Annotated in this window: 23 protein-coding genes; 12 read left to right on the top strand and 11 right to left on the bottom strand. The window is 63.3% G+C overall.

The genetic code is table 11. The features are described from left to right. Nucleotides 1-38 precede the first annotated feature (38 nt). Nucleotides 39-1547 carry a dolichyl-phosphate-mannose--protein mannosyltransferase gene (locus RhoBH5_RS07075; RefSeq protein WP_070160304.1) on the bottom strand — a complete coding sequence of 503 codons (1509 nt, stop codon included), beginning with the start codon at nucleotides 1545-1547 and terminating at the stop codon, nucleotides 39-41. A 74-nt stretch (nucleotides 1548-1621) separates the two neighbouring features. On the opposite strand from RhoBH5_RS07075, the gene rsmI reads away from it, so the two are divergent. Next, nucleotides 1622-2452 carry a 16S rRNA (cytidine(1402)-2'-O)-methyltransferase gene (gene rsmI, locus RhoBH5_RS07070; protein WP_003946264.1) on the top strand — a complete coding sequence of 277 codons (831 nt, stop codon included), beginning with the start codon at nucleotides 1622-1624 and terminating at the stop codon, nucleotides 2450-2452. Here the strand turns inward: rsmI and RhoBH5_RS07065 are convergent. Both RhoBH5_RS07065 and metG read right to left on the bottom strand, forming a co-directional pair. After that, entirely contained in the window at nucleotides 2449-3696 is a 1248-nt protein-coding gene (locus RhoBH5_RS07065; protein ID WP_172826980.1) for a DUF2786 domain-containing protein, read from the bottom strand. The genes rsmI and RhoBH5_RS07065 overlap by 4 nt on opposite strands. A gap of 81 nt (nucleotides 3697-3777) precedes the next feature. Further along, the gene (metG, locus tag RhoBH5_RS07060) at nucleotides 3778-5376 is read right to left on the bottom strand and encodes a methionine--tRNA ligase (RefSeq protein ID WP_003946248.1); all 1599 of its coding nucleotides are present in this window, start codon (nucleotides 5374-5376) and stop codon (nucleotides 3778-3780) included. Between the two features lie 21 nt (nucleotides 5377-5397). Between metG and RhoBH5_RS07055 the strand changes: the two genes are divergently transcribed. Next, nucleotides 5398-6225 carry a TatD family hydrolase gene (locus RhoBH5_RS07055; protein WP_270008100.1) on the top strand — a complete coding sequence of 276 codons (828 nt, stop codon included), beginning with the start codon at nucleotides 5398-5400 and terminating at the stop codon, nucleotides 6223-6225. A gap of 189 nt (nucleotides 6226-6414) precedes the next feature. Continuing rightward, complete coding sequence (locus tag RhoBH5_RS07050; RefSeq protein ID WP_270008099.1) at nucleotides 6415-6840, top strand: DUF6578 domain-containing protein; 426 nt, start codon at nucleotides 6415-6417, stop codon at nucleotides 6838-6840. Between the two features lie 36 nt (nucleotides 6841-6876). On the opposite strand, the gene RhoBH5_RS07045 is transcribed toward RhoBH5_RS07050, so the two are convergent. Continuing rightward, nucleotides 6877-7644, bottom strand: a complete 768-nt coding sequence (locus tag RhoBH5_RS07045) for an amino acid ABC transporter ATP-binding protein (RefSeq protein ID WP_003946239.1) — start codon at nucleotides 7642-7644, stop codon at nucleotides 6877-6879. After that, a complete protein-coding gene (locus RhoBH5_RS07040; protein WP_003946214.1) occupies nucleotides 7641-9089 on the bottom strand; it encodes an amino acid ABC transporter substrate-binding protein/permease in 1449 nt (482 codons plus the stop codon). Before RhoBH5_RS07040 ends, RhoBH5_RS07045 begins: the two co-directional genes overlap by 4 nt. Before the next feature lie 236 nt (nucleotides 9090-9325). Here RhoBH5_RS07040 and RhoBH5_RS07035 point away from each other — a divergent pair, with 236 nt between their 5' ends. From RhoBH5_RS07035 to rsmA, 3 genes are read left to right on the top strand one after another with little or no spacing between them, the layout of a single operon-like run. After that, a complete protein-coding gene (locus tag RhoBH5_RS07035) occupies nucleotides 9326-10450 on the top strand; it encodes a resuscitation-promoting factor (protein ID WP_270008098.1) in 1125 nt (374 codons plus the stop codon). 31 nt (nucleotides 10451-10481) lie between these two features. Continuing rightward, nucleotides 10482-11609, top strand: coding sequence for a resuscitation-promoting factor (locus tag RhoBH5_RS07030; RefSeq protein WP_065455355.1), 1128 nt, complete (start codon nucleotides 10482-10484; stop codon nucleotides 11607-11609). 9 nt (nucleotides 11610-11618) lie between these two features. After that, nucleotides 11619-12518: a 16S rRNA (adenine(1518)-N(6)/adenine(1519)-N(6))-dimethyltransferase RsmA gene (gene rsmA / locus RhoBH5_RS07025; protein WP_003946263.1), complete on the top strand. Its 900-nt coding sequence runs from the start codon at nucleotides 11619-11621 to the stop codon at nucleotides 12516-12518. Between the two features lie 59 nt (nucleotides 12519-12577). Here the strand turns inward: rsmA and RhoBH5_RS07020 are convergent, their stop codons facing one another. From RhoBH5_RS07020 to RhoBH5_RS07010, 3 genes are read right to left on the bottom strand one after another with little or no spacing between them, the layout of a single operon-like run. Further along, a complete protein-coding gene (locus RhoBH5_RS07020; RefSeq protein ID WP_003946240.1) occupies nucleotides 12578-14839 on the bottom strand; it encodes a heavy metal translocating P-type ATPase in 2262 nt (753 codons plus the stop codon). Next, nucleotides 14839-15753 carry a hypothetical protein gene (locus RhoBH5_RS07015; protein WP_007729015.1) on the bottom strand — a complete coding sequence of 305 codons (915 nt, stop codon included), beginning with the start codon at nucleotides 15751-15753 and terminating at the stop codon, nucleotides 14839-14841. Before RhoBH5_RS07015 ends, RhoBH5_RS07020 begins: the two co-directional genes overlap by 1 nt. A 7-nt stretch (nucleotides 15754-15760) precedes the next feature. Continuing rightward, nucleotides 15761-15970 (bottom strand): heavy-metal-associated domain-containing protein, encoded by a 210-nt coding sequence (locus RhoBH5_RS07010; protein ID WP_003946267.1) that lies wholly within the window; start codon nucleotides 15968-15970, stop codon nucleotides 15761-15763. 314 nt (nucleotides 15971-16284) lie between these two features. Here RhoBH5_RS07010 and RhoBH5_RS07005 point away from each other — a divergent pair, with 314 nt between their 5' ends. Beyond that, nucleotides 16285-16488: a cold-shock protein gene (locus tag RhoBH5_RS07005; RefSeq protein WP_003946232.1), complete on the top strand. Its 204-nt coding sequence runs from the start codon at nucleotides 16285-16287 to the stop codon at nucleotides 16486-16488. Nucleotides 16489-16584: 96 nt separating this feature from the next. Here RhoBH5_RS07005 and RhoBH5_RS07000 read toward each other — a convergent pair whose 3' ends face one another. Further along, nucleotides 16585-17553 (bottom strand): helix-turn-helix transcriptional regulator, encoded by a 969-nt coding sequence (locus tag RhoBH5_RS07000; protein ID WP_270008097.1) that lies wholly within the window; start codon nucleotides 17551-17553, stop codon nucleotides 16585-16587. 97 nt (nucleotides 17554-17650) lie between these two features. Here RhoBH5_RS07000 and RhoBH5_RS06995 point away from each other — a divergent pair, with 97 nt between their 5' ends. The 4 genes from RhoBH5_RS06995 to RhoBH5_RS06980 all read left to right on the top strand — a co-directional run bounded on the left by RhoBH5_RS06995 (nucleotide 17651) and on the right by RhoBH5_RS06980 (nucleotide 22284). Further along, nucleotides 17651-18646, top strand: coding sequence for an ABC transporter ATP-binding protein (locus RhoBH5_RS06995; protein WP_270008096.1), 996 nt, complete (start codon nucleotides 17651-17653; stop codon nucleotides 18644-18646). 36 nt (nucleotides 18647-18682) lie between these two features. After that, nucleotides 18683-19459 (top strand): ABC transporter permease, encoded by a 777-nt coding sequence (locus RhoBH5_RS06990; protein WP_270008095.1) that lies wholly within the window; start codon nucleotides 18683-18685, stop codon nucleotides 19457-19459. 81 nt (nucleotides 19460-19540) lie between these two features. Beyond that, nucleotides 19541-20476, top strand: coding sequence for a 4-(cytidine 5'-diphospho)-2-C-methyl-D-erythritol kinase (locus tag RhoBH5_RS06985; RefSeq protein WP_030536307.1), 936 nt, complete (start codon nucleotides 19541-19543; stop codon nucleotides 20474-20476). Next, nucleotides 20476-22284 (top strand): ABC-F family ATP-binding cassette domain-containing protein, encoded by a 1809-nt coding sequence (locus tag RhoBH5_RS06980; protein ID WP_003946255.1) that lies wholly within the window; start codon nucleotides 20476-20478, stop codon nucleotides 22282-22284. Before RhoBH5_RS06985 ends, RhoBH5_RS06980 begins: the two co-directional genes overlap by 1 nt. On the opposite strand, the gene RhoBH5_RS06975 is transcribed toward RhoBH5_RS06980, so the two are convergent. After that, the gene (locus tag RhoBH5_RS06975) at nucleotides 22281-22778 is read right to left on the bottom strand and encodes a TetR/AcrR family transcriptional regulator (protein ID WP_037126361.1); all 498 of its coding nucleotides are present in this window, start codon (nucleotides 22776-22778) and stop codon (nucleotides 22281-22283) included. The genes RhoBH5_RS06980 and RhoBH5_RS06975 overlap by 4 nt on opposite strands. A gap of 287 nt (nucleotides 22779-23065) precedes the next feature. On the opposite strand from RhoBH5_RS06975, the gene RhoBH5_RS06970 reads away from it, so the two are divergent. After that, a complete protein-coding gene (locus tag RhoBH5_RS06970; protein WP_270008094.1) occupies nucleotides 23066-24304 on the top strand; it encodes an HNH endonuclease signature motif containing protein in 1239 nt (412 codons plus the stop codon). An 80-nt stretch (nucleotides 24305-24384) separates the two neighbouring features. On the opposite strand, the gene RhoBH5_RS06965 is transcribed toward RhoBH5_RS06970, so the two are convergent. Next, nucleotides 24385-25875 (bottom strand): acetyl-CoA acetyltransferase, encoded by a 1491-nt coding sequence (locus RhoBH5_RS06965; RefSeq protein ID WP_058037027.1) that lies wholly within the window; start codon nucleotides 25873-25875, stop codon nucleotides 24385-24387. Nucleotides 25876-25979: the final 104 nt, after the last annotated feature.

The raw sequence follows: 25979 nt of genomic DNA, 5'->3' as shown, positions 1-25979 counted from the left end.
GCACCGAACTGCGGTTCGGTGCCCCTTTTGTCGTCTGGTTATTTCCAGCTGGGCAGCCACAGATGGTTCTGCCACGATTCCGGCGTGATCGGCATGGCGGTGAGTATCGGCCAGAGGTAGACGAAGTTGGCCACGACCAGACCGATGTACAGACTGACTGCCAGAAGTCCGGTGGTACGACGCTCGACGGACGCGCTCGCCTTGCCCAGTACATCGCCGAGGACCAGCGCAAATCCCATGACCATGAACGGGGCGAGTGCAACTGCGTAGAAGTAGTACATCTGGCGGTCGAGCGTCGCGAACCACGGGAGGTAAGCGGCACCGTAGCCGGTCAGGACCACGGCGTATCGCCAGTCCCTGCGCACGAACGTCTGCCAGATCGCCCACGCCAACATCGGTAGGGCCAGCCACCACATCGCCGGTGTGCCGATCAGCATCACGGCCTTGACGCAGCTGGCGGCCCCGCAACCGGTGACCTGCTCGCCGTCGGCGTAGTAGTAGAGCATCGGTCGTAGCCCCATCGGCCACGTCCACGGTTTCGACTCCCACGGGTGGTGGTTTCCGGCGGAGTTGGTCAGACCGGCGTGGAACTGGAGAACGTTTCCGCTGTAGTACCAGAGTGAGCGCAGCGCGGAGGGAATGAAGCTCCATGTGCCCCCCTCACCGATCTCGTTACCGACGGCGTGACGGTCGACGCCGGTCTCGCTGGTGAACCAGGCCCAGTAGCTCGCGAGGTACACACCGAGCGGAATGATCACCAACGCATACAGAGCAGGCCCGATGTCGCGAACTGCAGTGCCGACCCATGGGCGCTGCACGCGGTAGGCGCGGCGCGCTGACAGGTCGAAGGCAACACTGAGCAATCCGAAGAACAGAATGAAGTACATGCCGGACCACTTGGTTCCGCAGGCCAGGCCGAGCAGGATGCCGGCGCCGAACCTCCACCACCGGAAACCCAGCCGCGGACCCCAGGCACAGTCGCCGATTCGGCCCTCTTCGTATACCTTCGCCATCCGTTCGCGGACTTGGTCGCGATCGACCACCAGGCATCCGAGAGCAGCGAGGACGAAGAAAGCCAGGAAGATGTCGAGCATCCCCAGGCGTGAGGAGACGAAGGTGACGCCGTCCACGATGAGCAGGATTCCGGCAATCGCGCCGATCAGCGTGGAGCGCGTCATGCGGCGCACGATCCGGATGATCAGCAAGACCATCAGTGTCCCGACCAGGGCCGACGAGAATCGCCACCCCCAACCGTTGTAACCGAAGAGTGCTTCGCCGATCGCGATCATCTGCTTACCGATCGGCGGGTGTACCACCAATCCGTAACCGGGATTGTCCTCGATGCCGCCACCGGTCAGAACTTGCCAGCCCTGCGGAACGTAGTGCTTCTCGTCGAAGACAGGTGTGCCGGCGTCGGTCGGGTAGGCGAGCATCGTGAAGCGTGTGATCGCCGCGATAGCGGTGACGAAAGCGGTGACAATCCAGCCGCGCAATCTGTCGGTCGGGCCGAAATCAGGATCCGGTACCAGCGGGCCGGGACTACGCATTACCCGATCGCTCGTGGCGGGCGTTGGCCGCTCGTCCGTCTGCACAGTCACCTGGCAATCGTAGGCTGTCAGGTATGACTGGTCGCTTGGTACTCGCCGCAACACCCATGGGAGATGTCGGTGACGCGTCTCCGCGTCTTCGGTCTGCTCTCGCAACCGCCGACGTCGTTGCTGCGGAGGACACACGACGCACCAAGTCTCTGGCGTCCGCGCTCGAGGTAACCATCACCGGGAAGATCGTCAGTTTCTACGATCAGGTCGAGATTTCCCGGCTGCCCGCGCTGGTCGCCGACGTCGCCGAAGGCAAGACCGTCCTGCTGGTCACGGACGCGGGCATGCCGTCGGTCAGCGATCCCGGATATCGCCTTGTCGCCGCCTGCGTAGCCGAGAACCTCGCCGTCACGTGCTTGCCCGGTCCGTCGGCGGTGACGACGGCGCTGGCACTCTCCGGATTGCCCGTCGAGCGGTTCTGCTTCGACGGGTTCCCGCCGCGTAAGCAGGGGCAGCGCAAGACGTGGCTCTCTGCCTTGGCAACCGAGCAGCGAGCGTGTGTGTTCTTCGAAGCGCCTCATCGCCTTGCCGACTGCCTCGCAGATGCGGTGGAAGTGCTCGGGCCGAATCGCCGCGCGGCCGTGTGCCGGGAATTGACCAAGACCTACGAGGAAGTGAAGCGCGGCACTCTCGGGGAGTTAGCTGCTTGGGCCGCCGAGGGCGTTCGCGGTGAGATCACGGTGGTGCTCGAAGGCGCAGTGCTGGTGGCATCTGATCCTGCCGATCTGGTCGACGAGGTGGAAAGGCTGGTCGAGGGGGGAGCACGATTGAAGGACGCGTGTGCTCTGGTCGCAACGGCCGGAGTCTCCAAGCGTGAGTTGTACGAGACGGTCCTGGCCGCTCGAAAGGACTAGCGGGAGCGGTTCACGGCGGGTGCGCCGGGACGCAGGTTGGCGTCGTCGGCTGCAGCCTGGCCGGCGTGCCAGCCTTCGGCGTCCACGGACCGTCCGCGAGTCTTGCGGGTTGTCGGGAACAATCGATCGAATTCGGCGTCGACGGCCTCGGATGTGGTGGCGAGGATCGGCAGAAGATCCGCGACGTCCATCGATGCCGCGTCGGCCGCTTCGGCGGTGGCTTTGGTGCCGGCGTCACGCAGGCGGTGTCCGATGCGGCTGGCGAACCCGGCCAGGAATCCCTTGCGGAACGAGGTGGTGCGTGAGCCGCCACGATTGCTCGAGTCGGCGAATTGCATTGCACGGGTTGCCTGTACGAGCAGGGAAGTGAACAGCATGTCGACTTGCTGAAGGTCGACCGGAGTGCCGACGACGGTCGCGAGTGCAATGTCGCTGAACCAGACAGTCCTGACACGATTCGATTCGCCGATCTCGGTCAGGAGGTGAACCTTTTCCTTCACGTACGGGTTCTCGATGTGAATGCGTCGGGCATTGACGGATGTGTCGGTGACCCCGGCGCGACTGTGGAGCAGTGCGGAGTCGATGGCGTACCGGGTCATCAACTCCTGGGCCTTCGCGGTGAAAATCTCGGCTTCTTCCGCGAAGTTGGTTGCTTCCGCTTTGGCGAGTAGTCCACGAATTCGCTTGAGTACCTTGGCGTCGACCTCGGTATCGCCGACGCCGGCATAGCTGGTATCGGTGCGTTGCGACGGCCAGGTGGATGGTGGCGCGAGCAACACCGTCCACTGAGGTAGGCGCATCCACGATCGCGCGACGTCGACGATCTGCGAAACGAGGAAGTAGGGATCCTGGAACAGAAGGCCGGCCGCGAGGGAGCGAAAAACGTCGTCGTCCACGGTGATTCGAGAAGCGATGTGCCGAGACTTCGGATACTGCTCGCCGATCGTCTGCAACTGCCCCACCCATTCGAGCGGAGCGCGATCGGAGGCGCGCGACGCCTTCGCGTCGAACAGGATGGTGGTGGCGGCGAGATCGGCGTCGGACGCGTCTTTGCTTCGACGCGCCAGATGAATCAGATCCGCCGGCTGCCATCCGCGGTCGTACGCCGCGGACAGTTCTGAAACGAGATCTCGCACCGCGGAAACGGATTGAGGGCTGACCTCCTGAGTGGACACCCGCGCTCCGTTCCATGGCAGTGTCTGCGCCGAAGCGCTGGTTCGAATGTATGTTCTATTCGTCGTCATGGCTGGAGTGTGCACGTGGGGTCCGACACATCCGCCTGTAACCGGATATCTCGGACCCCACGTGCGGCACTCTCGCTTAGCTCATTCCTCGACGAAGCGGGGGAAAACTGGCGCCGGAGCAGGCAGTTTCCGGTTCGCGTCGATGCGAACCGCAATGTCGGCGAACTGCCGGTTCTCTTCGCTCTGGCCAAGCAGATCGAGGATGCGTGACGCCGCGTCGGGCATCACCGGCTGAACGAGAAGCCCGACGATACGGACCACTTCGAGCGTCACGTACAGAACCGTCGCCATGCGTGCCGGATCCGTCTTGCGCAGAACCCACGGTTCCTGCTTGGAGAAGTACCGGTTGGTCTCGCCGAGAACGCCCCAGATGGCTTCCAGTGCGAGATGCAGCGCCTGCACGTCGAACTCGCTGCGGCACTTGGCAAGCAGGGCATCCGCCGACGCCAGCATCGCCAGGTCGTCCTCGGTGAACTCGCCGGGGGTCGGTACCTGGGCATCGCAGTTCTTCGCGACCATCGTCAGTGAACGCTGCGCGAGGTTGCCCAGTTCATTGGACAGGTCTGCGTTCATACGCGTCACGATTGCTTCGTGGCTGTAGCTGCCGTCCTGGCCGTACGAGATCTCGCGGAGCAGGAAGAAACGGACCGCGTCGAGGCCGTACTGATCGACCATCGCGATGGGGTCGACGACGTTGCCGACCGACTTCGACATCTTCTCGCCCTTGTTGTACAAGAACCCGTGGACGAAGACCCGCTCCGGCAGTTCGATGCCGGCAGACATGAGGAACGCCGGCCAGTACACGGTATGGAAACGCGTGATGTCCTTGCCGATGATGTGCAGGCTCGCGGGCCAGAACTTCTCGAACTCCGCCGAGTCGACGTTCGGGTAACCCACGCCGGTCAGGTAGTTGGTGAGGGCGTCGACCCAGACGTACATGACGTGGTCGGGGTCTCCGGGAACCTCGACGCCCCAGTCGAACGTGGTGCGCGAGATCGACAGGTCCTTGAGGCCGCCCTTGACGAAGCTGACGATCTCGTTGCGACGAGTCGCGGGGGCAATGAACTCGGGATGCTCTTCGTACAGAGCAAGCAAACGGTCCTCGTAGGCCGAGAGACGGAAGGTGTAGTTGGACTCCTCGGTCCACTCCACCGGAGTGCCGGTCTCCGTCGACTGACGGGTGCCGTCGTCCAGAAGCGTGGTCTCGGCTTCGGTGTAGAAGGCCTCGTCACGAACCGAATACCACCCCGAGTACGTGTCGAGGTAGATGTCGCCCGATGCGGCCATCTTTTCCCAGATCGCCTTGCTGGCGACCTGATGATCGGCGTCGGTGGTGCGGATGAACCGGTCGTACGAGATGTTCAGGACCTTGTCGAGGTTCTGGAACACGTCGGAGTTCCGAGCCGCGAGTTCGCGGACGTCGATGCCCTCTTTGATCGCTGTCTGCTGCATCTTCAGACCGTGCTCGTCGGTGCCGGTCATGAAGAACACTTCATGACCGTCCAACCGCTTGAAGCGGGCGAGCGCGTCCGAGGAGATGTACTCGTACGCGTGGCCGATGTGCGGAGCGCCGTTGGGATACGCGATCGCTGTCGTGATGTAGAACGGCGATCGTTCCGCGCCTTCCGGGGCAGCGGAGTCCGGGCGCGGGGTCTGGGAGGGTGAGGCAGGCACAGTCATGGTGGGCTTACTCTATCGGGCGTGAGCAAAGACCGTCCCGCCCCCGATGCCCCTGAGCCCTTGTCGCCTCTGATCGACGCACATACGCACCTCGACGCCTGTGGTGCGCACGACGCTGCGACCGTGGCCGAAATTGTCGATCGGGCCGAGGCCGTCGGCGTCGGACGGGTCGTCACGGTGGCCGACGACCTTGATGCCGCACGCTTTGCCGTCGACGCTGCGAACTGGGATTCGAGGGTTTACGCAGCCGTCGCAATCCATCCGACCAGGGCGAACGTCCTTGATGTCGACACCAGAGCCGAGATAGAACGGTTGGCGTCCGATCCGCGGGTCGTCGCGGTGGGGGAGACCGGGCTGGATCTCTACTGGCCAGGCAAGCTCGAAGGGTGCGCCACCATCGAGGAGCAGATCGACGGTTTCCGGTGGCACATCGACCTCGCGAAGCGTCTCGGCAAGACGCTGATGATTCACAATCGCGAAGCCGATGAGGACCTGCTGCGGGTGCTGCACGAGGAAGGCGCGCCGGAGACCGTGGTGTTCCATTGCTTCTCCTCGGATTCGGAGATGGCCCGTGCGTGCATCGACGCGGGCTACGTGTTGAGTTTCTCGGGAACCGTGAGTTTCAAGAATGCGAAGGCGCTGCGTGAGGCCGCGCTGTTGGTGCCGTCGGATCAACTGATCGTCGAGACGGATGCGCCGTTCTTGACGCCGCACCCGTTCCGCGGTGCGCCCAACGAGTCGTACTGCCTGCCGTACACAGTGCGCGCGCTCGCAGACATCCGCGGTGAGGATCCGCAGGCGCTGGCAGCAGCGTCCACGGCGACAGCGGAGCGCGTCTACAAGCTCTGACGCTATGGTGGTCTGACAGGTAACTCCGCGCCCGGGACCGTCGTGTCCTGGTACGTCTACTGCGCGGAGTATTCAGATGAATGACCGCATCTATCCCTCCGACGTCTATCCCGACGACGTCGAACACACAGACGAACAGTCCTCTCGATCCGGCTCGAGCGCGGCGAATTTCTCGCATCCCGGGAGGGAATGAAGGCGCACAGCTTCACTGAGCCGACGCCGGTCGACTCTTCGGTCCGGATCGTCAGCGTTCATGTCGACGCGGTCGAAGTCGAGTGCTGCGGACCGTTTCCTGTAGTCGGTGAACAATGCTCGTGGACATTGACACCGCGATCGCAGGACGACGCGTTCGACGGTTGGGTTCACGGCGGGATGCCGGCGTCGGGAGTCGTGACCACCGGCGTGGTGCTCGGGATTCTCGTGGTCACGACGACGTACGAGGAAGTCGGAAGTCCACGCATGTGGTTGCCCGTCGAAGGTAGCGAGACCTATCGAAGGGTCGAGGCCAGTCCTCGGTGGTTCCGAAGGTTCGGCGACTTCGACTTCGAGCTGCAGAATCGGATCGAGACCGGGCTGGTCGTCGAATTGGCCACCACCCGTGCGCCTTTCCGGTAGTCCCCGCTACCGAAAAGGCGCACAGGGGGCTTGCCCCTAGAGAACCTTCGCCAGGAAGTCCTGGGTGCGCTGCTGCTGGGGGTTGCCGAACAGACTCTCCGGCTTACCTTCTTCGACGATGTATCCGTCGGCCATGAAGATGACTCGGTCGGAAACCTCACGGGCGAAGCCCATCTCGTGGGTCACGACGACCATGGTCATGCCCTGCTTGGCGAGGTCGCGCAGCACCTGCAGAACCTCACCCACCATTTCGGGGTCGAGGGCGCTGGTGGCCTCGTCGAAGAGCATGATGTCCGGACTCATCGCGAGTGCGCGGGCGATGGCAACGCGCTGCTTCTGCCCACCGGACAGGCTGGCGGGCTTGGCATCTGCCTTCTCCGCGAGACCGACCTGGCCGAGCAGTTTGACGGCGATCTCGCGAGCCTGCTCCTTGGTCGATCGCCCGGTCTGCACCGGAGCGAGCATCACGTTTTCGACGACGCTCATGTGGGGGAACAGGTTGAAGTGCTGGAACACCATCCCGATGTGCTGGCGCACCTTGTCGATGTCGACATCCTTGTTCGTGAGGTCGAACTGGTCGACGCGCACGGATCCGGCGGTGATGTCTTCGAGGCGGTTGAGGCAACGCAGGAAGGTCGACTTGCCGGAACCGGAAGGCCCGATGACGCAGACCACTTCACCGCTCTTGATGTCGACGTCCAGGCCCTTGAGGACCTCGTTGTCGCCGAACGACTTCTTCAGTCCCTTGACCGAAATCTTGACCTCGGTGGCGGACTTGCCCATGTTGACGGCTGTTTCGGTCACTTGTTGATCCTCTTCTCGAGGCGGTTCGACAGCTTGGTGAGCGCCATGATGATGATGAAGTACATGACGCCGATGATCAGCCACATGTTGAACGACTGGAAGTTGCGCGCGATGATGATGCGCCCTGTCTGAGTGAGCTCGGCGAGTCCGATGACCGACAGGATCGACGTGTCCTTGAGGGTGATCACGAACTGGTTGATGTACGACGGGATCATCGTGCGAATTGCCTGCGGCATGATGACTTTTCGCATCGACTTCATGTAGCTGATGCCCAGGCTTCGTGACGCCTCCATCTGTCCCTTGTCGACGGACAGGATGCCGCCGCGGACGATTTCAGCCATGTACGCGCCGGCGTTGAGCGAGAGCGTGATGATGCCTGCGGTGAAGGCGGACATCTGGAAATGCAGGGCTGCCGGGATGCCGAAGTAGATGAAGAATGCCTGCACCAACAGCGGTGTGCCGCGGAAGATGTCGACGTAGGTTGTGCCTATACCTCGGACGAACATGTTGGTGGACACGCGGCAGAGACCGAAGATCGCGCCTAGGACCAGAGCGATCGCGATCGAGACGACGGAGAGAACGATCGTCAACCACAGGCCCTTGAGAAGCTGCGGGTAGGTGCTCTTGATCAAGCCGATGATGGAGTTGTCCGACGTCGACGCGCCCTGACCGAGGTAGGTCGAGACGATTTCGTCGTACTGGCCGTCGTCGCGCAGGTTCTGCAGTCCGGCGTTGAACATCTGGAGCAGTTCGGCGTTCTGGCCCTTGTTGACTGCGAAGCCGTAGCTCGCGCCCACCTCTTTTTCGGTGACCGTCTTGAGGCCGTTGCCCTGTGTGATGCCGTAGGCGAGGACGGGGTAGTCGTCGAAGACTGCGACGGAGTTCCCGGTGCGGACCTCGTCGTACATGCTGGCGGAGTCGGCGAAATAGACTGTGGTGAAGCCGTATTGGTCCTTGATGGACTCGGCGAAGCTGGCGCCCTCGGTGCCGTTCTTGACGGCGACGCGCTTGCCCCTCAGATCCTCGTACGACTTCACGTCGTTGTCGGTCTCGAGGACCGCCATCTGCACGCCCGACTCGAAGTACGGGTCGGAGAAGTCGAACACCTGCTTGCGGGCGTCGGTGATGGACATGCCCGCGATGACGCCGTCCGCCTGCCCGGCCTGCACGGCCTGAAGGGCCGCGTCGAAGCCGAGCTGCTTGATGTCGACCTTGAAGCCTTGGTCCTCGGCGATCGCATTGAGCAGGTCGATGTCGATGCCGACGAGTTTGCCGTCTTCGTTCTCGAATTCGAACGGGGCGAATGTCAGATCGGTGGCGATCGTGTAGGTGCGGCCGGGTTGCGCGCTCGCGATTCCGGGGGCGAACAGCGCTGCGATCAGCGCCAGCAGGATGGCCAGGATCGGCCACCTGGCATTACGTGGTCTGTCGAATCTTCTTCGCACTATCGCCCAGCTTTCTTCTGTCGCGCCCGGGATCGCCGGACTGCTTTGAACCAGACGAGAACATACTGCGCCCAGAGCTGAATCGATACACGGGTATCGGAGCCGGAAAGTGCAGAACACACGACACGCCGTTGCCGTTCCGTGACAAAAGTCGCATTTCGTTGTGATTTGGTTGCCGATACAACGCTCGGTCGTTACCGTATTGTGATCGAACGTCGTCTGCCTTGGGATTTCCTGTGTCGCCTTTTGCCAAGATCAACTCCACGAAGTCACCACTTCTCTATTCAGTGGTGGGTGCGTTGCTTCTGACGCTCATCGTCGGGGGTGCGCTCGCCGTGGTTCGGCACAAGACGATCACCCTCGACGTCGACGGCGACATGATTTCGCTGTCCACGATGTCGAGCAGCGTCGGTACCGCTCTCGAGGACGCCGGATACCCGGTCGATCCCAAGGACGCGCTCGCACCCAGTGCCGATTCCTCCCTGTCCGATGGCGATACCGTCGTACTGCGCCGTGCCCGTGAGTTGGCTCTGACCGTCGACGGTCAGCCGACCACCATCTGGACCACCGCATTGACGGTCGACGAGGCATTGAAGCAGGTAGATGTTTCCGACGACTTCGCAGTCTCAGCTTCGCGCTCGCATCGTCTGCCGCTCGAACGGACCGAGCTCGACGTCGTCAGCCCGAAGACCGTCAGCGTCAGCGACGGTGGCGCTCCCGCGGCGGAGGTCAAGCTCGCCGCCGTGACCGTCGGTGATCTTCTCGCGGCCAAGAATGCGCCGCTCGAGCAGGCCGACTCGGTGGTTCCCGCCGCCGACACACCCGTTACCAACGGCCTGACCATCCAGGTCACTCGCGACCGCACGGACACTCGCGTCGAGACGCAGCCGATCGCGCCGCCGGAGAACAAGGTCGAAGATCCCGAGCTCGAGAAGGACAAGACCGTCGTCGAGAACCCGGGTGTTCCGGGTGAGCGCACGGCCACCGTCGAGGTGAAGACCGTCAACGGTGTCGAGGCCGGACGCACGGAACTGTCCGCGACCGTGATCAAGGAACCGGTCGCAGCAGTGGTGAAGGTCGGTACCAAGCAGGCTTCCACTCCCGCTGTGTCCAACGCGTCGACGTGGGATGCCATTGCTCAGTGCGAGGCGACCGGAAACTGGGCCATCAACACCGGCAACGGTTTCTACGGAGGACTTCAGTTCACCCAGAGCACCTGGGAAGCATTCGGCGGCGGTCAGTACGCAGCTCGCGCCGATCTCGCATCACGTGAACAGCAGATCGCGATCGGCGAGAAAGTCCGCGCCGGTCAGGGCTGGGGTGCTTGGCCGTCCTGCACCAGCAAATTGGGCCTGCGCTGACGCGCTCACACCTCACAGAACACAGGAACCGATGTCACCGTTCGCCAAGATCAACTCGACCAGGTCGCCGTTGTTGTACTCGGCGATCGCCGCTCTTCTCCTGACGGTTCTCGTGGGTGGTGTTCTGGCCGTCGTCCGGCACAAGACCATCACTCTCGATGTCGACGGTGAGCAGATTCGCCTGAGCACCATGTCGACCAACGTCGACGGCGCTCTCGAGGACGCGGGTTACCCGATCGGTGACAAGGATGCAGTTGCTCCCGCGGCCGACGCTTCGCTGTCCGACGGCGACACCGTGGTGCTCCGTCGTGCCCGTGAGATCACGCTGACGGTCGACGGTCAGCCGCAGAAGCTCTGGACCACAGCCTTGACCGTCGACGACGCGTTGAAGCAGTTGGACGTCGCGGCGGATGTGCACGTGTCGGCTTCGCGCTCGCAGCGTCTTCCGCTGGACGGCGCCGCGCTCGACGTGCTGACACCGGTCGTCGCAAAACTGGTCGACGGCGCAAACGCGGCAGCAGACGTGCGTATCGCGGCGCCGACGGTCGGGGAGTTCCTTACCGCCAACGGCACTCCGCTCGAGCAGTCGGACACGGTGGTTCCCGCCGCCGACGCTCCACTGACCGAGGGCCTGGAGGTCACGGTGACGCGCAACCGCACCGAGAACAAGGTCGAGACCTTGCCGCTCGATCCGCCGGATCAGCGCATCGAGGACCCGACGATGAACCAGAGTCGCACGATCGTCGAGAACCCGGGCGTGCCCGGTGTGCGTGACGTGACGTTCGCCGTGAATCTCGTCAACGGTGTCGAAGCCGGACGTACCCAGGTCGCGGAGACGATCACCACACCGGCGCAGCCGAAGGTCGTGCGTGTCGGAACGAAGCCGGGCACCGAGGTGCCGCCCGTGGAGAACGGTTCGACGTGGGATGCGCTCGCACAGTGCGAGGCCACCGGTAACTGGGCCATCAACACCGGCAACGGTTTCTACGGCGGCGTGCAGTTCGATCAGAACACCTGGGAACGACAGGGCGGGTTGAAGTATGCGCCCCGCGCCGACCTCGCCACCCGTGAAGAACAGATCGCGATTGCGACACAGACCCAGCGCACTCAGGGCTGGGGCGCATGGCCGTCGTGCTCGGGTCGCCTCGGACTGGGATAAGTTCTACTGGTGTCAGACGCCGAACAATCGAACGAACCCATCGCTACTCCGCGCGGGCAGGCAGCCCTGCTCGGTCCGGTCGAGGTGCGCGCTCTTGCCGAGGAATTCGGTGTCCGGCCCACGAAACAGTTGGGGCAGAACTTCGTTCACGACGCCAATACCGTGAGGCGCATCGTCACCACGGCAGGCGTGACACGTGACGACGTCGTTCTCGAGGTAGGGCCTGGTCTCGGTTCGCTGACGATGGCGCTGATGGACGTGGTCGATCGGGTCATCGCGGTCGAGATCGATCCCAACCTCGCGGCTCGCCTGCCGAAGACGGTGGCCGAGCGAGCGCCGGAACTGGCCGATCGCCTGACCGTCGTCGAAGCCGACGCGATGCGTGTGTTGCCTTCGCAGATTCCCGGCGAGCCGACCGCGCTTGTCGCGAACCTGCCGTACAACGTCGCGGTGCCGGTGCTGTTGCACCTGTTCGCGTCGCTTCCGAGTCTGCGGACCGCACTCGTGATGGTGCAAGCCGAGGTTGCCGATCGCCTGGCGGCTGATCCGGGAAGCAAGATCTACGGCGTTCCCAGCGTCAAGGCCAACTTCTTCGGCGAGGTTCGCCGCGCCGGTGCCGTCGGACGCAACGTGTTCTGGCCGGTGCCGAAGGTCGAATCAGGACTGGTTCGTATCGATCGGTACGCGGAGCCGCCGTGGCCGATGGACGAGAAGCACCGCAAGCAGGTTTTTGCGGCGATCGACGCCGCGTTCGCACAGCGCCGCAAGACTTTGCGTGCCGCTCTCAGCGGTTGGGCAGGTTCGCCTGCCGAGGCCGAACGACGGCTCCTCGCTGCCGGCATCGAGCCACAGACGCGTGGTGAGATGCTCGACGCAGCAGCCTTCGTTCGGCTGGCTGGAGGCGAATAGTCCCGTGCGCGGTTAAGGAGTGCAGGGACTCCCTAACCGCGCACAGGGGGCTTGCCCCCTTATTTGAACCGCCGCAACCTCAGGCTGTTGCTCACCACGAACACACTGCTGAATGCCATTGCGGCACCGGCGAGCATCGGGTTGAGCAGGCCGGCCGCAGCCAGCGGGATCGCAGCCGTGTTGTAGGCGAATGCCCAGAACAGGTTGCCCTTGATGGTCTTGAGCGTCTTGCGGGACAGTCGAATTGCATCGGCTGCCGACCGCAGGTCACCTCGCACCAGAGTGATGTCGCTGGCCTCGATCGCAACGTCGGTACCCGTGCCCATCGCCAGGCCGAGATCGGCCTGAGCCAGGGCTGCCGCGTCGTTCACGCCGTCGCCGACCATGGCCACGACGCGTCCTTCCGCCTGCAGTTTCTTGACGGCGTCGACCTTGTCCGCAGGCATGACCTCGGCGAAGACGGTGCTGATCCCGACCTGATCCGCGACAGTGCGAGCAACGGTGGCGTTGTCACCGGTCAGCAGAACCGGTTCGAGGCCGAGTGCTTTCAACTGCGCGATTGCTTCGGCGCTCGTGTCCTTGACCGCGTCGGCGATCACGAGGATGCCGTGCGCCTTGCCGTCCCAGCCCACCGCGATTGCGGTGCGCCCGGCCTTCTCTGCTGCAGCCTTCGCCTCGCGGAGATTTTCCGGCAACGGCATCGACCAGTCGGCGAGCAGCGCGTCTCGGCCCGCGACGACGGCGTGACCGTCGACCATTCCCTGTACGCCGCGCCCGGCGACGTTCACGAAATCCTCGACCGTAGGCAATTCGCCCACAGCTTCGGTCGCACCCTTCGCGATCGCTGCGGCGATGGGGTGCTCGGAGCGATGTTCGAGTGCGCCGGCCAGCCGAAGTACCTCGTCGACGGTTGTTCCTTCGCCCACCACGGTGTCCAGCAATGTCATCTGACCGGTGGTGACGGTTCCCGTCTTGTCGAGCACGACGGTGTCGACTGCGCGCGTCGATTCGAGCACCTCGGGTCCCTTGATGAGGATTCCCATCTGAGCTCCGCGACCCGTGCCCACCAACAGGGCTGTGGGCGTTGCCAATCCGAGGGCACAGGGGCACGCGATGATCAGGACGGCGACCGCAGCGGTGAAGGCCATCTCGATGGGGTTACCGGTGCCGAGCCAGTAGCCCAGTGTCGCAACGGCAATCGCGATGACGACCGGTACGAAGATACCGGCGATCCGATCGGCGAGGCGCTGAACTTCGGCCTTGCCGTTCTGGGCGTCTTCGACCAGTGCCGCCATCTGGGCGAGTTGGGTGTCGCTCCCGACCCGGGTTGCCTCGACGGTCAAGGTTCCACCGACATTGACGGTGGCGCCGACGACAGTGTCCCCGACACCGACTTCCTCCGGCACGGATTCGCCGGTCAACATGCTCATGTCGACGGCTGAGCGGCCCTCGGTGATGATGCCGTCGGTGGCGATCTTCTCGCCGGGCCGGACGATGAAGGAGTCGCCCGCTGCCAGTTCTTCGGCGGGGATTCGTACTTCGACGCCGTTGCGCAATACCGCGACGTCTTTCGCACCGAGTTCCATGAGTGCGCGTAGTGCGGCGCCGGACGTGCGCTTGGACTTGTGCTCGAAGTAGCGTCCGGCCAGCACGAACGTGATGACGCCCGCGGCAACTTCGAGGTAGATGTTGGCGCTGCCGTCCATCCGGTCGACCGTCAGCCGGAAGGCGTGCTTCATACCGGCTTCGCCCGCAGTGCCGAAGAACAGTGCGTAGAGCGACCAGACGAAGGCCGAGATGGTGCCCAGCGAGATGAGCGTGTCCATCGTGGCCGCGCCGTGACGCAGGTTCACCCAGGCAGCCCGGTGGAAGGGGAGGGCCGCCCACACGATGACCGGTGCGGCCAGTGTGAGGGAGAGCCATTGCCAGTTGTCGAACTGCAGCGCAGGAATCATCGCCATAGCGATGACCGGCACGGAGAGAAGAGTCGAGATGATCAGGCGGGTACGGAGCTCGCGCAGATCACGATCCTGCGGGGTTTCCGCATCCGGGTCGACGGTGTCCGGCGCGCTGGGCGGCTTGGGGAGCGCGGCGGAATAACCGGCGTTCTCGACGGCAGTGACCAGATCTTCGACGGGTACCCCGTCCGGGAAGGTGACCTTGGCCTTCTCCGTCGCGTAGTTGACGGTGGCTGTGACGCCGTCGATCTTGTTGAGCTTCTTCTCGATTCGTGACGCGCAGGAGGCGCAGGTCATCCCGGTGATCGCGAGTTCGACGCTGCTCGAGTTGGCAGCATTGTCGACCGCAGTCGGTGACGTCATCAGTGCCCTCCCTCGTGATTGTCTGGAACTGAAGCTGTGGAAGTGCCTGCATCAACAGTGAATTCGGCGGTCCGAACCACGCCCTCGTGCTGGAAGTCGAGGAACAGCCGGTATGTGCCTTCGCTCGGTGCCTGTGCGTGGAAGGAAATGTCCGGACCAGGAGCTGTGACGCCGTCGCCTGGCTCGCCTTCGGGGTGCACGTGCAGGTAGGCGAGGTCGCCGGTGCGCAGGGCAACGAGGTGACCGAAGGCACCGAGGTACGGATCGAGATCGGTGACCGGGGCTCCGTCGCGAGCAACGCTCAGCGTGATCGGGCCGCCGGCAGTGGTCAGATCACCGTCGAGAGTCACGGTGTATCCGTCGACGGTTGCGGTCGCGCTCTTCGCAGGTAGCGGCGCGGGAGTGAATTCGCCTGCCACGTCGAAGTTTCGGCCGAGTGTCAGTTGGGTGCCGTCGGTGGGATCGAAGTCCGCGAAGACTCGGTAGGTGCCGGCGGCGGGCCAGGCCCAGTCGATCGACCAGGTGCCGTCTGCAGCGAGGGACGGATGTACGTGGCGGAATTCGCTGGTGTCGTTTCGGACGACAATGAGGTGGAGTTTCTTCTCGTGCAGGAGGTCGAAATCGACGACGGGTGTGTTGGTGTCGTCGAGAATCCGGAAGGTCAAGGTTCCCGGCTCCCCAGCTCGACCGGGTGCGGTCACATCGGTGAGTGTGTATCCGCCGGAAGAGACTTCGAGTCCTGCAGGTGTTGCCGAATCCATGCCTGGCATCGATTCGGTGGTTGATTCGTGGGTGCTGTGCTGGGTGGTGGACATGTCTATCGGGCTTCCGATTGCGGCCCCCACGCCGAGGGCGGCGCCGAAGACGGCGACCAGCCCTACGGCGTAGGCGGCAAGTGTTGTCGAGGTGCGCACGGCTGACTCAGCTTGGTACGACTGCGTAGCCGGCTTCGTCGACTGCTGCGACGACGTCGGCTGCGGAGACGGGAGCATCGCTGGTGACGACGACGCGTCCGCTCGCCAGTTCGACATCCACCGCGGTTACTCCCGCGATGTTGCCGATCTCTTCCTTGACGGATCCGACGCAGTGTCCGCAGGTCATTCCGGAAACGGTGTATTCGGCGGTGGTCATCGCAGGTCCCTTCGGTTGTGGAAAGCTTATTTTACGGATACCCGGTGTAGGTATCGCTCTGCAATCGAAGGTACCCCCAGGGGGTATGCCTGTCAACGGGCTGGGCAGTGATGAAGGCCTCAGGGAAGACAACACGGCGGATGTGTGGTCTACTTGTGGTGGTCGTAAGTGTTTGTGTTTGTGTTTCCACGCTCGCAAATGGTTAGGTTGCGAGCGTTTGGACATCCTCCACGGATTTGTCTCAGAACGGTCGTAGTAAGTGACCCGGGCGGTCGAAGCGACTGCCTGTTGACACTGTGTTAGAGGAGATTTACATGGCAGAGGGCATCGTGAAGTGGTTCAACTCCGAGAAGGGGTTCGGCTTCATCGCTCCCGAAGACGGCAGTGCTGACGTCTTCGTTCACTACTCCGAGATCCAGAGTGGCGGCTTCCGCACTCTCGAGGAGAACCAGCGCGTGGCGTTCGAGATCGGTCAGGGCAACAAGGGCCCGCAGGCCACCGGCGTTACCATCGTCTAAGACGTCCATGTGAGTCGGGCAACCGACGCATGACGTACTGACAAGACCCCAACTCTTCGGAGTTGGGGTCTTGTTGTATTTGGGTGAAAAACGCTGTCATGCATCGAGATACCGCTGAGTGGCGACTGTCCTCTCCGCCGCGATCGTGCGGCATTCCTCGCGGAGTTCAGGTGGATTCACGACGGTGAAATCGACGTCGAAAGCTCTGAGCCAGTGTGCGATCGATCGCAGAGAAGTGCCCGAAAGCACTATGACGCAACGCCCTTCGTCGGTGGACTCCACCGATCCCCACTGTTCGCTGACCATGGGTGCTATCTGCTCGATGGGTGCATGCAGTAGAACTGTTGCGCGCGTGGAGGAATAGGCCCGAGCGACACCGCGGGAAACGAAGTCTGCTGCACCACCGGCGGGTAGTTCCCGCGGCACGAATCGTGGGCCGGTGGGGATCTTGGGTTCCATTCTGTCTACGCGAAATGATCGCCAGTCTTCGCGAGCGAGATCCCAGGCCACCAGATACCACCGGACACCCGACCGTACGAGCCGGTACGGTTCCACCTCGCGCCGGCTCTGGGTGCCGTCGTGAGTGCTGTAGTCGAATCGCAGGCGTTCGTGGTTGTGGCACACCGACGCGATGGCGGACAAGACCGACGCATCGACTGCGCTCGCGGCGGGCTCGCGTGGCACGACATCGATCGACAGCGACTCCAGACGGTGTCGCAGCCTCGACGGCATGATCTGCCGCAGCTTCGCCAGCGCGCGCATCGAAGCCTCGCCGATGCCGACCACAGAGCCGGTCGCTCCGGATTGCAGTGAAAGTGCCACCGCGAGCACTTCTTCGTCATCGAGCTGTAGCGGGGGCATCTCCGCGCCGGCACCCAGACGATATCCGCCACCGACTCCGACTGTCGCGTCGACCGGATAGCCGAGATCGCGGAGGCGGTCCACGTCACGTCGAACCGTGCGCGGGGTGATCGCGAGTTTGTCTGCGAGTTCGGCACCGGACCAGTCTCGACGCGTCTGGAGCAGTGACAGCAACCGCAGTAGGCGAGCCGATGTCTCCTTCATGGCCAGAAGTCTGCCAAACATTTAGGACCGTATGAGTCCTCAATTGAATTTAGGTTGGTCCACATCCGACCAGTCGAGAAGAAATTGGGGCCACGTCATGAGTCGCATCAACGACGGCAGACCGATGATCGAGACGAAGGCGCTCACCAAGCACTTCGCTCAGGGCAAGAAACTCGTGGAAGCAGTCAAGGGAGTCACGCTCGACGTAGCGGAGGGTGAGTTGGTTGCCTTGCTGGGGCCGAACGGCGCCGGGAAATCGACGACGTTGCGCATGCTGACCACCTTGCTCGAGCCCACGTCCGGTACTGCGCGAATCGCAGGATTCGACATCTCCGCGGCGCGGAACGAGGTGCGCTCCAGCCTCGGATACGTCGGACAGGGGAACGGCGCCGGCCACAACCAGCGAGTTCGCGACGAGTTGGTGACGCAGGGGTTGTGCTACGGAATGCCCAAGGGCGACTCGCAGGTCCGGGCCGACGAATTGCTGCGTGATCTCGAACTCACCGAGTTGGGTACTAGAAAGGTCAGTACGCTGTCCGGCGGGCAGCGCCGGCGGCTCGATATCGCTCTGGGCCTGGTCCATCGCCCACCGCTCCTGTTCCTCGACGAGCCGACCACGGGCATGGACCCGCAGAGTCGGGCCAACCTCTGGGACCACATCCTCCGGCTGCGGCGCGAGATGGGCACCACGATCGTGCTGACCACGCACTACCTCGAAGAAGCGGATTCGATGGCAGAGCGGGTCATCGTCATCGACGAAGGCACTGTCATCGCGGACAACACCGCTGCCGCACTCAAGGCTGATCTTGCCGGAGATCATTTGTTGCTCACCTTCGACAGCGTCGAGGCGGCCGCCGTCGCAGCGTCGGTGGCCGAGCGACTTGTCACTGTGCGTGACGTCACCGTCCAGGCGAGTTCGGTGAGTATCCGTGCCGGCGAGGGTGATTCGACGCTACCGGTGTTGCTGCGTGAAGCCGATGCCCGTGGTGCCCGCGCACTCACTGCCGACATCACCAGGCCGACTCTCGACGACGTCTTCCTCACTCTCACCGGCCGCAGCCTGCGCGAGAGCGCCGCCGCGGTCGCTTCCTGAAACACGACAAAGAACTTCGACGAACAGGAATCCGCCATGACAATCACACTCGATACCCCACGTACCGTGCACGGCAACATCGTTCGAGACAGCGCAATCGTGATGGGCCGTGAGCTGCGACCGATGTTGCGCGACCCGGTCAGCGTCATCTTCAGCCTCATCCAGCCGCTGATCCTGTTGGCGTTGTTCGGGCCTCTGCTCAAAGGGGTTCCGGGTACCGGTGACGACGTATGGAATTGGTTCATTCCCGGTGTGTTGGTGATGATCGCGATCTTCGGAACGACGATGACCGGGTCCAACCTCCTGATGGAGATGCAGCAGGGATCGCACGAGCGAATGTTGGTGACTCCGCTCCGACGCTCGTCCTTGTTGATCGGGCGAGCGTGCAAGGAGATGGTTCCGCTTGCCGCGCAGGCGATTCTGATCATTCTGGTCGCACTTCCGCTCGGATTGGACGTCAATGCAGCGGGAGCCGCGCTCGGGATAGTCCTGCTGGGAGTGTTCGGCGTCGGACTCGGTGCGCTCTCGTACGCTCTCGCTCTGGCTGTGCGGGAGCAGGATTGGATGTTCTGGGTCGTTCAGCAGACGCTGATGTTCCCGCTCCTGATCCTGTCGGGAACCATGCTTCCACTCGAGGACGCACCAGGTTGGATGAAGGTCCTCGTGAACATCAATCCGCTCGGCTACGTCGTAGACGCCGAGCGGGCACTCTTTGCCGGAGACTTCGCGTCGAGCAGCGTTCTGGCAGGAATCGTCGCCGCCTTGGGCGTGGCGGTGGTCGGTCTGGGCGTAGGTGTGCGCGCGGTGAAATAGCGTGGGTGTGCTGGCTGTCGGACGGGCTGCTGCGGTCGCAGGTTTTCGCCCAGGTGTTCGCAGCGCCTATTGTTGTTCCTTGTGCTCTCCGTCGTTCCACGCCCCGTAGTCGTCCGGGCCCCGTCCAAGGTGAATCTCCACCTTGCCGTCGGGGACCTGCGAGACGACGGCTATCACGAGCTGACGACGGTTTTTCAGGCATTGTCGCTGGCAGACACCCTCACGGTGGCGCCTGCGGACACCTTGACCGTGCGGGTGATCGGCGACGACGCCGCGGCCGTGCCGACCGATCGCACCAACCTCGTGTGGCGTGCCGCCGAGATGCTCGCCGTCGAGGGTGGCGTGGCCCCGAACGTCGAGATAGTCATCGAGAAAGGCATCCCCGTCGCAGGCGGAATGGCCGGCGGGAGTGCCGACGCAGCCGCCGCTTTGGTTGCGCTCAACGCTTTGTGGAAGCTCGACTTCTCGCGGCCTGATCTCGACGCTTTTGCGGCACGCCTCGGGAGTGACGTTCCGTTCTCGCTGCACGGTGGCACTGCCCTCGGAACCGGCCGCGGCGAACAACTTGTCCCCGTGTTGACCCGCCACACTTTTCACTGGGTGTTGGCGCTGGCCAAGGGTGGCTTGAGCACACCAGTCGTGTTCCGCGAGCTGGACAAGCTGCGGGCAGAAGGCTCCCCGAAACGGTTGGGGAGCGCCGATGCGTTGATCCAGGCACTGACCACGGGTGACGCTCATCTGCTTGCGTCGCTGCTCGGCAACGATCTGCAGGCTGCGGCACTCTCACTCAACCCGGATCTACGACGGACGCTTCGAGCGGGCGTCGAAGCCGGAGCTTTGGCCGGCATCGTCTCCGGCTCCGGACCGACATGCGCCTTTCTCTGCGCCGACGCACAGTCCGCGGTGGAAGTGAGCGCAGAACTTGCGGGAGCGGGGGTGTGCCGCACCGTTCGCGTGGCGAGCGGACCCGTTCCCGGAGCACGAATACTCGACAATGCGGCAAAGGGACAGCACTGATGGCGAATCTGATCAATCTGGAAAACGTGTCGAAGTCTTTCGGCGTCAAGCCGTTGCTCGACGGGGTCTCCCTGGGCGTCGAGGAGGGCGAGCGCATCGGCGTCGTCGGCCTCAACGGTGGCGGTAAGACGACCATGCTCGAAGTCCTCGCGGGTGTGGAGCAGCCGGATTCGGGACGCGTCAGCCGCGTCGGCGGATTGCGTATGGCCGTCGTGACGCAGCGCGGTGTGCTGCCTCCCGGCTCCACTGTCGGTGAAGTGGTCCTGGGGCCGCTCGGAGTGGCGCAACACGAATGGGCCGGCGACGCGCGCATCCGTTCGGTGCTCTCGGGTATCGGCATCGACAACCTGGGCGCCGGTGGCGAGCGGTCCGCATTGGACGCCAAGGTCGACGGCCTGTCCGGCGGTGAGCGTCGCCGCGTGGCTCTCGCTGCGGCCCTGGTTCAGGACCTCGACCTGCTGGTGCTCGACGAGCCCACCAACCACCTCGACGTCGAAGGTGTTCAGTGGTTGGCCGAGCACCTCGTCTCGCGTCGCAGCGCGCTTGTCGTCGTGACCCACGATCGCTGGTTCCTCGACACCGTCGCCACCCGCACCTGGGAGGTTGTCGGCGGCGGCGTCGAAAGCTACGAGGGTGGCTACAACGACTGGGTGTTCGCTCGCGCCGAGCGTTCGCGTCAGGCTGACGCTTCCGAAGAGCGTCGACGCAACCTTGCGCGCAAGGAACTCGCATGGCTGCGCCGCGGTGCGCCGGCCCGTACGTCCAAGCCGAAGTACCGCATCGAGGCCGCAGAGGCCCTGATCGCCGACGTTCCGGCACCTCGTGACGCGGTCGCTCTTGCGTCGTTCGCGCAGCGACGGCTCGGCAAGGTTGTCATCGAACTCGAAGACGCGCGTCTGGAGACCCCGGACGGCCGCGTACTCGTCGAGGATCTGACCTGGCGTCTCGCTCCGGGTGAGCGTGTCGGCCTGGTCGGCGTCAACGGCTCGGGCAAGACGACTCTGCTGCGGACGCTGGCCGGTGAACTCGAGCCGGCAGCAGGCAAGCGCATTCAGGGGCAGACCGTCCACATCGGTTGGCTCAAGCAGGAACTCGACGATCTACCGACCGACATGCGCGTACTTGACGCGGTCAAGGATGTAGCTGAGCGAATCACGCTGGGAGACAAGGAAGTATCGGCGGGTCAGCTGGCTGAGCGGTTGGGCTTCACACCGGCGCGTCAGCGCACCCCAGTCGGTGATCTCTCCGGTGGTGAGCGCCGACGTCTGCAGTTGACACGTGTCCTCATGGCCGAGCCCAACGTCCTGCTTCTCGACGAGCCGACCAACGATCTCGACATCGACACGCTTCAGCAACTCGAAGATCTGCTCGACGGCTGGGCGGGCACCATGGTGGTCATCTCGCACGACCGGTACCTGATCGAGCGCATCTGTGACACCACCTGGGCGCTCTTCGGTGACCGCAAGCTCACCAACCTGCCCGGTGGTATCGAGGACTACCTGCGTCGGCGCGCAGCAATGGGGGATGGCGACAACCCGTCGGTGGCCTCGACGGCGAGTGGTGCGTCGAAGAGCAAGCAGGTCCGCGACGGCGCCGCGGATCGCGCTGCACGCAAGGAACTTTCGAAGCTCGAGCGGTCCATTGCGAAGTTCGACGACCGAGAGAAGAAGCTGCACGCTTCCCTCGCCGACGCGGCCACCGACCCGGACAAGCTGCAGAAACTCGGCGCAGAACTCAAGCAGGTCATCGCCGACAAGGAAGCGGCCGAAGAGCAGTGGATGGAGCTCTTCGCCGAGCTGGACGGCTAGGGGAACTTCGCCCCGAACCTCTTGAAGGTTCGCTCTGGATCCAGGGTTTCCGGAGCATGCCTGCGCAGCAGTGCGTCCAGAACGAGCCCGTCCAGTGCTGCGACCAATTCCGCTGCATCGGACGAGGTCATGCCGCGTTCGATCAAGATGTCGACAAACCGATCCCGACCACGCACCAGTTCCACTGCGAGGTCGGGATCGTGGAATGACGCGATGATCAGTTCGTAACGCGCCCGAGTGCGGCCGGATTCAGGCCCCAGCCACCGGGCCACCTGTTGCTTCGGCGTCTCGCCTGGGCGAGGAAGATCGCCGTCCAGAAGGTGTCGCACCACCTCGACTATCAGTCCACGTTGATTTCCGAAGTAGTGCCGTGCGCTGCCGTGTGGCACGCCCGCCTCGTCTTCGACGCCTCTCATCGACCAGGCTCGAAACCCAACCCGGCCCAGCAGGTCGAGCCCGGCGTCCAGAAGTGCTTCTCGAGTCGATTTCTCCACGCAGAGAAGATACCGTGATATCCTCTTCTCCGCTTGGAGAATTTCTCCGCACGGAGAAGTGGCCGGTGGGTCGAACTGATTGGGGTGAAGCGTGGTCATCTTTTTCGACATCCTGCTTGTGCTGTGCGTTGTTGCGATTGTGTGTTTCGCGGGATACGTACTCTATCGCGTCGTCTTTGACGGCTAGCTGAATGGTGATGTACTTCAACAGGTCTCGAGTCTTCAGGTTCCCGAAGTTGTCCGGTTTGTCTCTGGTTATCGAAAGTATGTTCGATTAAACTTTGAGCATGGACAGTCGGGAAGCGTGGCAGCTGGATGGCGAGGACCTCAAGAGTGAGGTTCTGGATCTGGTGCGCGCCCGACACGAATTGCAGTCGCGGATGGTGTTGCTGATCGTGGAGATGTTTTCCCGTGAGGTTCTCGGCGGGAAGGGTTTTCGGGCGATCGCGCAGTGGTTGCATGGTTCGACGAATCTGGAGATCGGTGAGTGCAGCCTGCTGGTCGGGTTGGCGCGGTTGTTGATGCTCGAACCTGTTGTCGCGGATGCATTCCATCGCGGTGACGTGGATGCGTTGAAGGCGCGGCAGGTGGCGTCGTTTTGTCAGCATCCGCCGAAGAACATGACGCCGGCGGATGTGGACAAGGCCCGCGGGATTCTGTTGGGGTTGGCGTCGAAGAACATCGCCGATTGTGATGCGGTGCGGGCAGCGATCCGGCGGATCGAGAAGCAGTACGGCAGGCGTGAGGACGGCGTCCCGGTGGGTGAGGATTCGGAGCGTAACGAGTTCTACGCCTCGAAAGGCTTGTACGGGCGGGTGACCGTGAAGGGTGATCTGGATGCTGTGAACGGGGCACGTCTGATCACGTTGTTGTCGAGCCTGTCGGCGCCGACGCCGGAGAAAGACGGCGTGAAGGACGCCCGCACGCCGGCATTACGACGGGCGGATGGGTTCTGCGAATTGTTGCGGCGGTACGAGCGGGCGGGGCTGGGTCCGATCGAAGGCGGAGTGAAACCGCACATCACAGTCACCGCCAGTGCAAAAGACATGACCGACCTCAAAGCATTGAAGGATCTACTGCCGTCGACTCAGGAACTGGGTTTCGCGTGGACGGATAGGGTAGGTCCGATCAGTATCGATACTGCCCGGATGCTGGCGTGCGACTGCACGGTCACCCGGATTTTGTTGGACGAGAACGGTGTTCCGCTCGACTGCGGCAAAGAAGCAAGGACCGCGACGGTACCCCAGCGGCGGGCGTTGGCGGTTCGTGATGGCGGGTGTGCGTTTCCGGGGTGCGGGACACCATCGGGGTGGTGCGATGCCCATCATATTGTTCACTGGAACGATGGTGGCCCAACGGATCTCGACAATCTGATCTTGTTGTGCGGTCATCATCATCGGACGATGCACCACACCGAATGGCGGGTGGAGATCGGGCCGGATCGCAAATCGGTGTTCTATCCGCCGATGTCTGTTGATCCGTATCAGCAGCCGATCGGCGGGAACAGCCCACCGACAGCGGCGTGAACCGCGACAACTGAAGACGTGAGCACCGGGGCATCACCATGCCCCGGTGCTGACGGCTGTCTACTGTCAGAACGCTACTGTCAGAACGTGAGCGTGAGTCGCCCGTTCTCGTCGCTGATGTGAACAGTTCGCCCGATCGACGGAGGGTTGTCACCGCGAAGCTGGGTCAGTTCGGCGGCATTCTCGGGACCGGTGTGACCGGCGACGCGGCCGCCGTCCGGCGTTGCCGCGATCACGAACCCGATCTCAGGCTCCCCGGTGCGGCCGTATTCGACAGAGGCCGTAACTATTTCCGCCGTGCCCGTGTAATCAGTGATCAGTTCCGGAACCTCCGCAGTTAGCGCGCGTGCGTCGGGATCACCGACGTACCCGCCAGCATGAGCGGCGGACGACAGCAGTACGCAGTGCTGGTAGGTGAGGAATCCACCGTTGCCGTGGACGAGGGCAAGGTTCGCGCCGTCGCGAATTCGCCTGGTGACTTCAGCGACGGAATGCAGGGTGTAGCTGTTGAGCGGTCCGCCGAAGAACGAGTGTCCTCCGGTGACGCTTGGGATCGCGGTATCGGGAAGTCCGAGTTCGCGGATCAACAGCTTGGGCACGATCGGGAAGCAGCTGTAGGCATCGACGATGTCGAGTGCGTCGGCGCCGACTCCGGCACCGTCGAGTGTGCGATGTACGGCGTCATGCATCGCGGCCGAGCTGTCGAAGCTGTTGCGGCTGAGTATGTCCAACGGATCACTCGCACCTGCGCCGCCCCAGAGGTACACCAGCTTGTTTTCATCGATCCCGAACTCGCGGGCCGTCGACAACGAGCAGACGACAACGGCCGCAGCCTGATTGACGAAAGGCATGGCGTTGAGCATCAGCGGGTACGGCTCGGAGACCATCCGATTGCCGGGGCCGACGGTGCCGATCTCGTCTGCCGATCGGATCTCCGACGTCCAGGAGGCGGGATTCTTCGAAGCCAGTTCCGAGAACGCGGCGTACATCCGCGCGGACCAGTCGAGCGATTCACGGGCGTCGTGGCCCTCGGCAGCACTGAAACAGTTCTCGAAGAGCGGGTAGACACGAGTCGGCACGATGAAACCGGCGCGCTGCATTTCGGGGCTTCCCAGGTCGGTCGGATCGAATCCGGGAGGCCCACCGGGCGCGGCTGTCCACCCGATCGAGTCGGGGGCGACTCCGGACTTTCGCAGCGCGGTGCTGCTGGCGTGCGATTCGCCGCCCACGAGCAGAGCAGCCGAGGATTCACCGCGAGCGATGGCCGCGCCGATCCGATCGAGGAGCGCCGCGGGCCAGTGGCCACCGATCGGCGAGGTAGAGGTGACCGTGGGGGTCGCGCCTAATCGTGAGGCAAGCAGCCCGGGGAGATCGTCGTACGACCAGCTGACTGTCTTGATCGCGAACACGGAATCGATCTGTGTTCCCAGTTCAGCGTGTCCACTGTCGTTCAACGCGGCGACGGTGGCGTCGTGAATCAGATCGAGGGGTTCGCGGTGCCCGTCGGCAGGATTCCAGCGCAGATCGCCGACGCCGACGATGACCGGGATTCGTGATGCGTCAACCATCATGTACCTCTCGTTGCCGACCCGTAGCCGGGAGTTGAAGTCACGATATCGGGGACCCTGGTATGTGTAACTCTGGGGTCACAGTCAACGATTTTCGGGTTCCTATT

Origin of the sequence: Rhodococcus sp. BH5, from assembly GCF_027583855.1 — a bacterium.
GTDB classification, from domain to species: domain Bacteria; phylum Actinomycetota; class Actinomycetes; order Mycobacteriales; family Mycobacteriaceae; genus Rhodococcus_F; species Rhodococcus_F qingshengii.
This window is presented reverse-complemented; position numbering and strand designations above follow the sequence as displayed.

Excerpts from the sequence above, each read along its gene's own strand:
- RhoBH5_RS06965 (WP_058037027.1), bottom strand. The coding sequence starts at position 25,875 with ATGATGGTTGACGCATCACGAATCCCGGTCATCGTCGGCGTCGGCGAT.
- RhoBH5_RS06995 (WP_270008096.1), top strand. The coding sequence starts at position 17,651 with ATGAGTCGCATCAACGACGGCAGACCGATGATCGAGACGAAGGCGCTC.
- RhoBH5_RS06990 (WP_270008095.1), top strand. The coding sequence starts at position 18,683 with ATGACAATCACACTCGATACCCCACGTACCGTGCACGGCAACATCGTT.
- metG (WP_003946248.1), bottom strand. The coding sequence starts at position 5,376 with ATGACTGTGCCTGCCTCACCCTCCCAGACCCCGCGCCCGGACTCCGCT.
- RhoBH5_RS07020 (WP_003946240.1), bottom strand. The coding sequence starts at position 14,839 with ATGACGTCACCGACTGCGGTCGACAATGCTGCCAACTCGAGCAGCGTC.
- RhoBH5_RS06970 (WP_270008094.1), top strand. The coding sequence starts at position 23,066 with ATGGACAGTCGGGAAGCGTGGCAGCTGGATGGCGAGGACCTCAAGAGT.
- RhoBH5_RS07050 (WP_270008099.1), top strand. The coding sequence starts at position 6,415 with ATGAAGGCGCACAGCTTCACTGAGCCGACGCCGGTCGACTCTTCGGTC.
- RhoBH5_RS07000 (WP_270008097.1), bottom strand. The coding sequence starts at position 17,553 with ATGAAGGAGACATCGGCTCGCCTACTGCGGTTGCTGTCACTGCTCCAG.
- RhoBH5_RS07075 (WP_070160304.1), bottom strand. The coding sequence starts at position 1,547 with ATGCGTAGTCCCGGCCCGCTGGTACCGGATCCTGATTTCGGCCCGACC.
- RhoBH5_RS07065 (WP_172826980.1), bottom strand. The coding sequence starts at position 3,696 with ATGACGACGAATAGAACATACATTCGAACCAGCGCTTCGGCGCAGACA.
- rsmI (WP_003946264.1), top strand. The coding sequence starts at position 1,622 with ATGACTGGTCGCTTGGTACTCGCCGCAACACCCATGGGAGATGTCGGT.
- RhoBH5_RS07005 (WP_003946232.1), top strand. The coding sequence starts at position 16,285 with ATGGCAGAGGGCATCGTGAAGTGGTTCAACTCCGAGAAGGGGTTCGGC.
- RhoBH5_RS07010 (WP_003946267.1), bottom strand. The coding sequence starts at position 15,970 with ATGACCACCGCCGAATACACCGTTTCCGGAATGACCTGCGGACACTGC.
- RhoBH5_RS06980 (WP_003946255.1), top strand. The coding sequence starts at position 20,476 with ATGGCGAATCTGATCAATCTGGAAAACGTGTCGAAGTCTTTCGGCGTC.
- RhoBH5_RS07030 (WP_065455355.1), top strand. The coding sequence starts at position 10,482 with ATGTCACCGTTCGCCAAGATCAACTCGACCAGGTCGCCGTTGTTGTAC.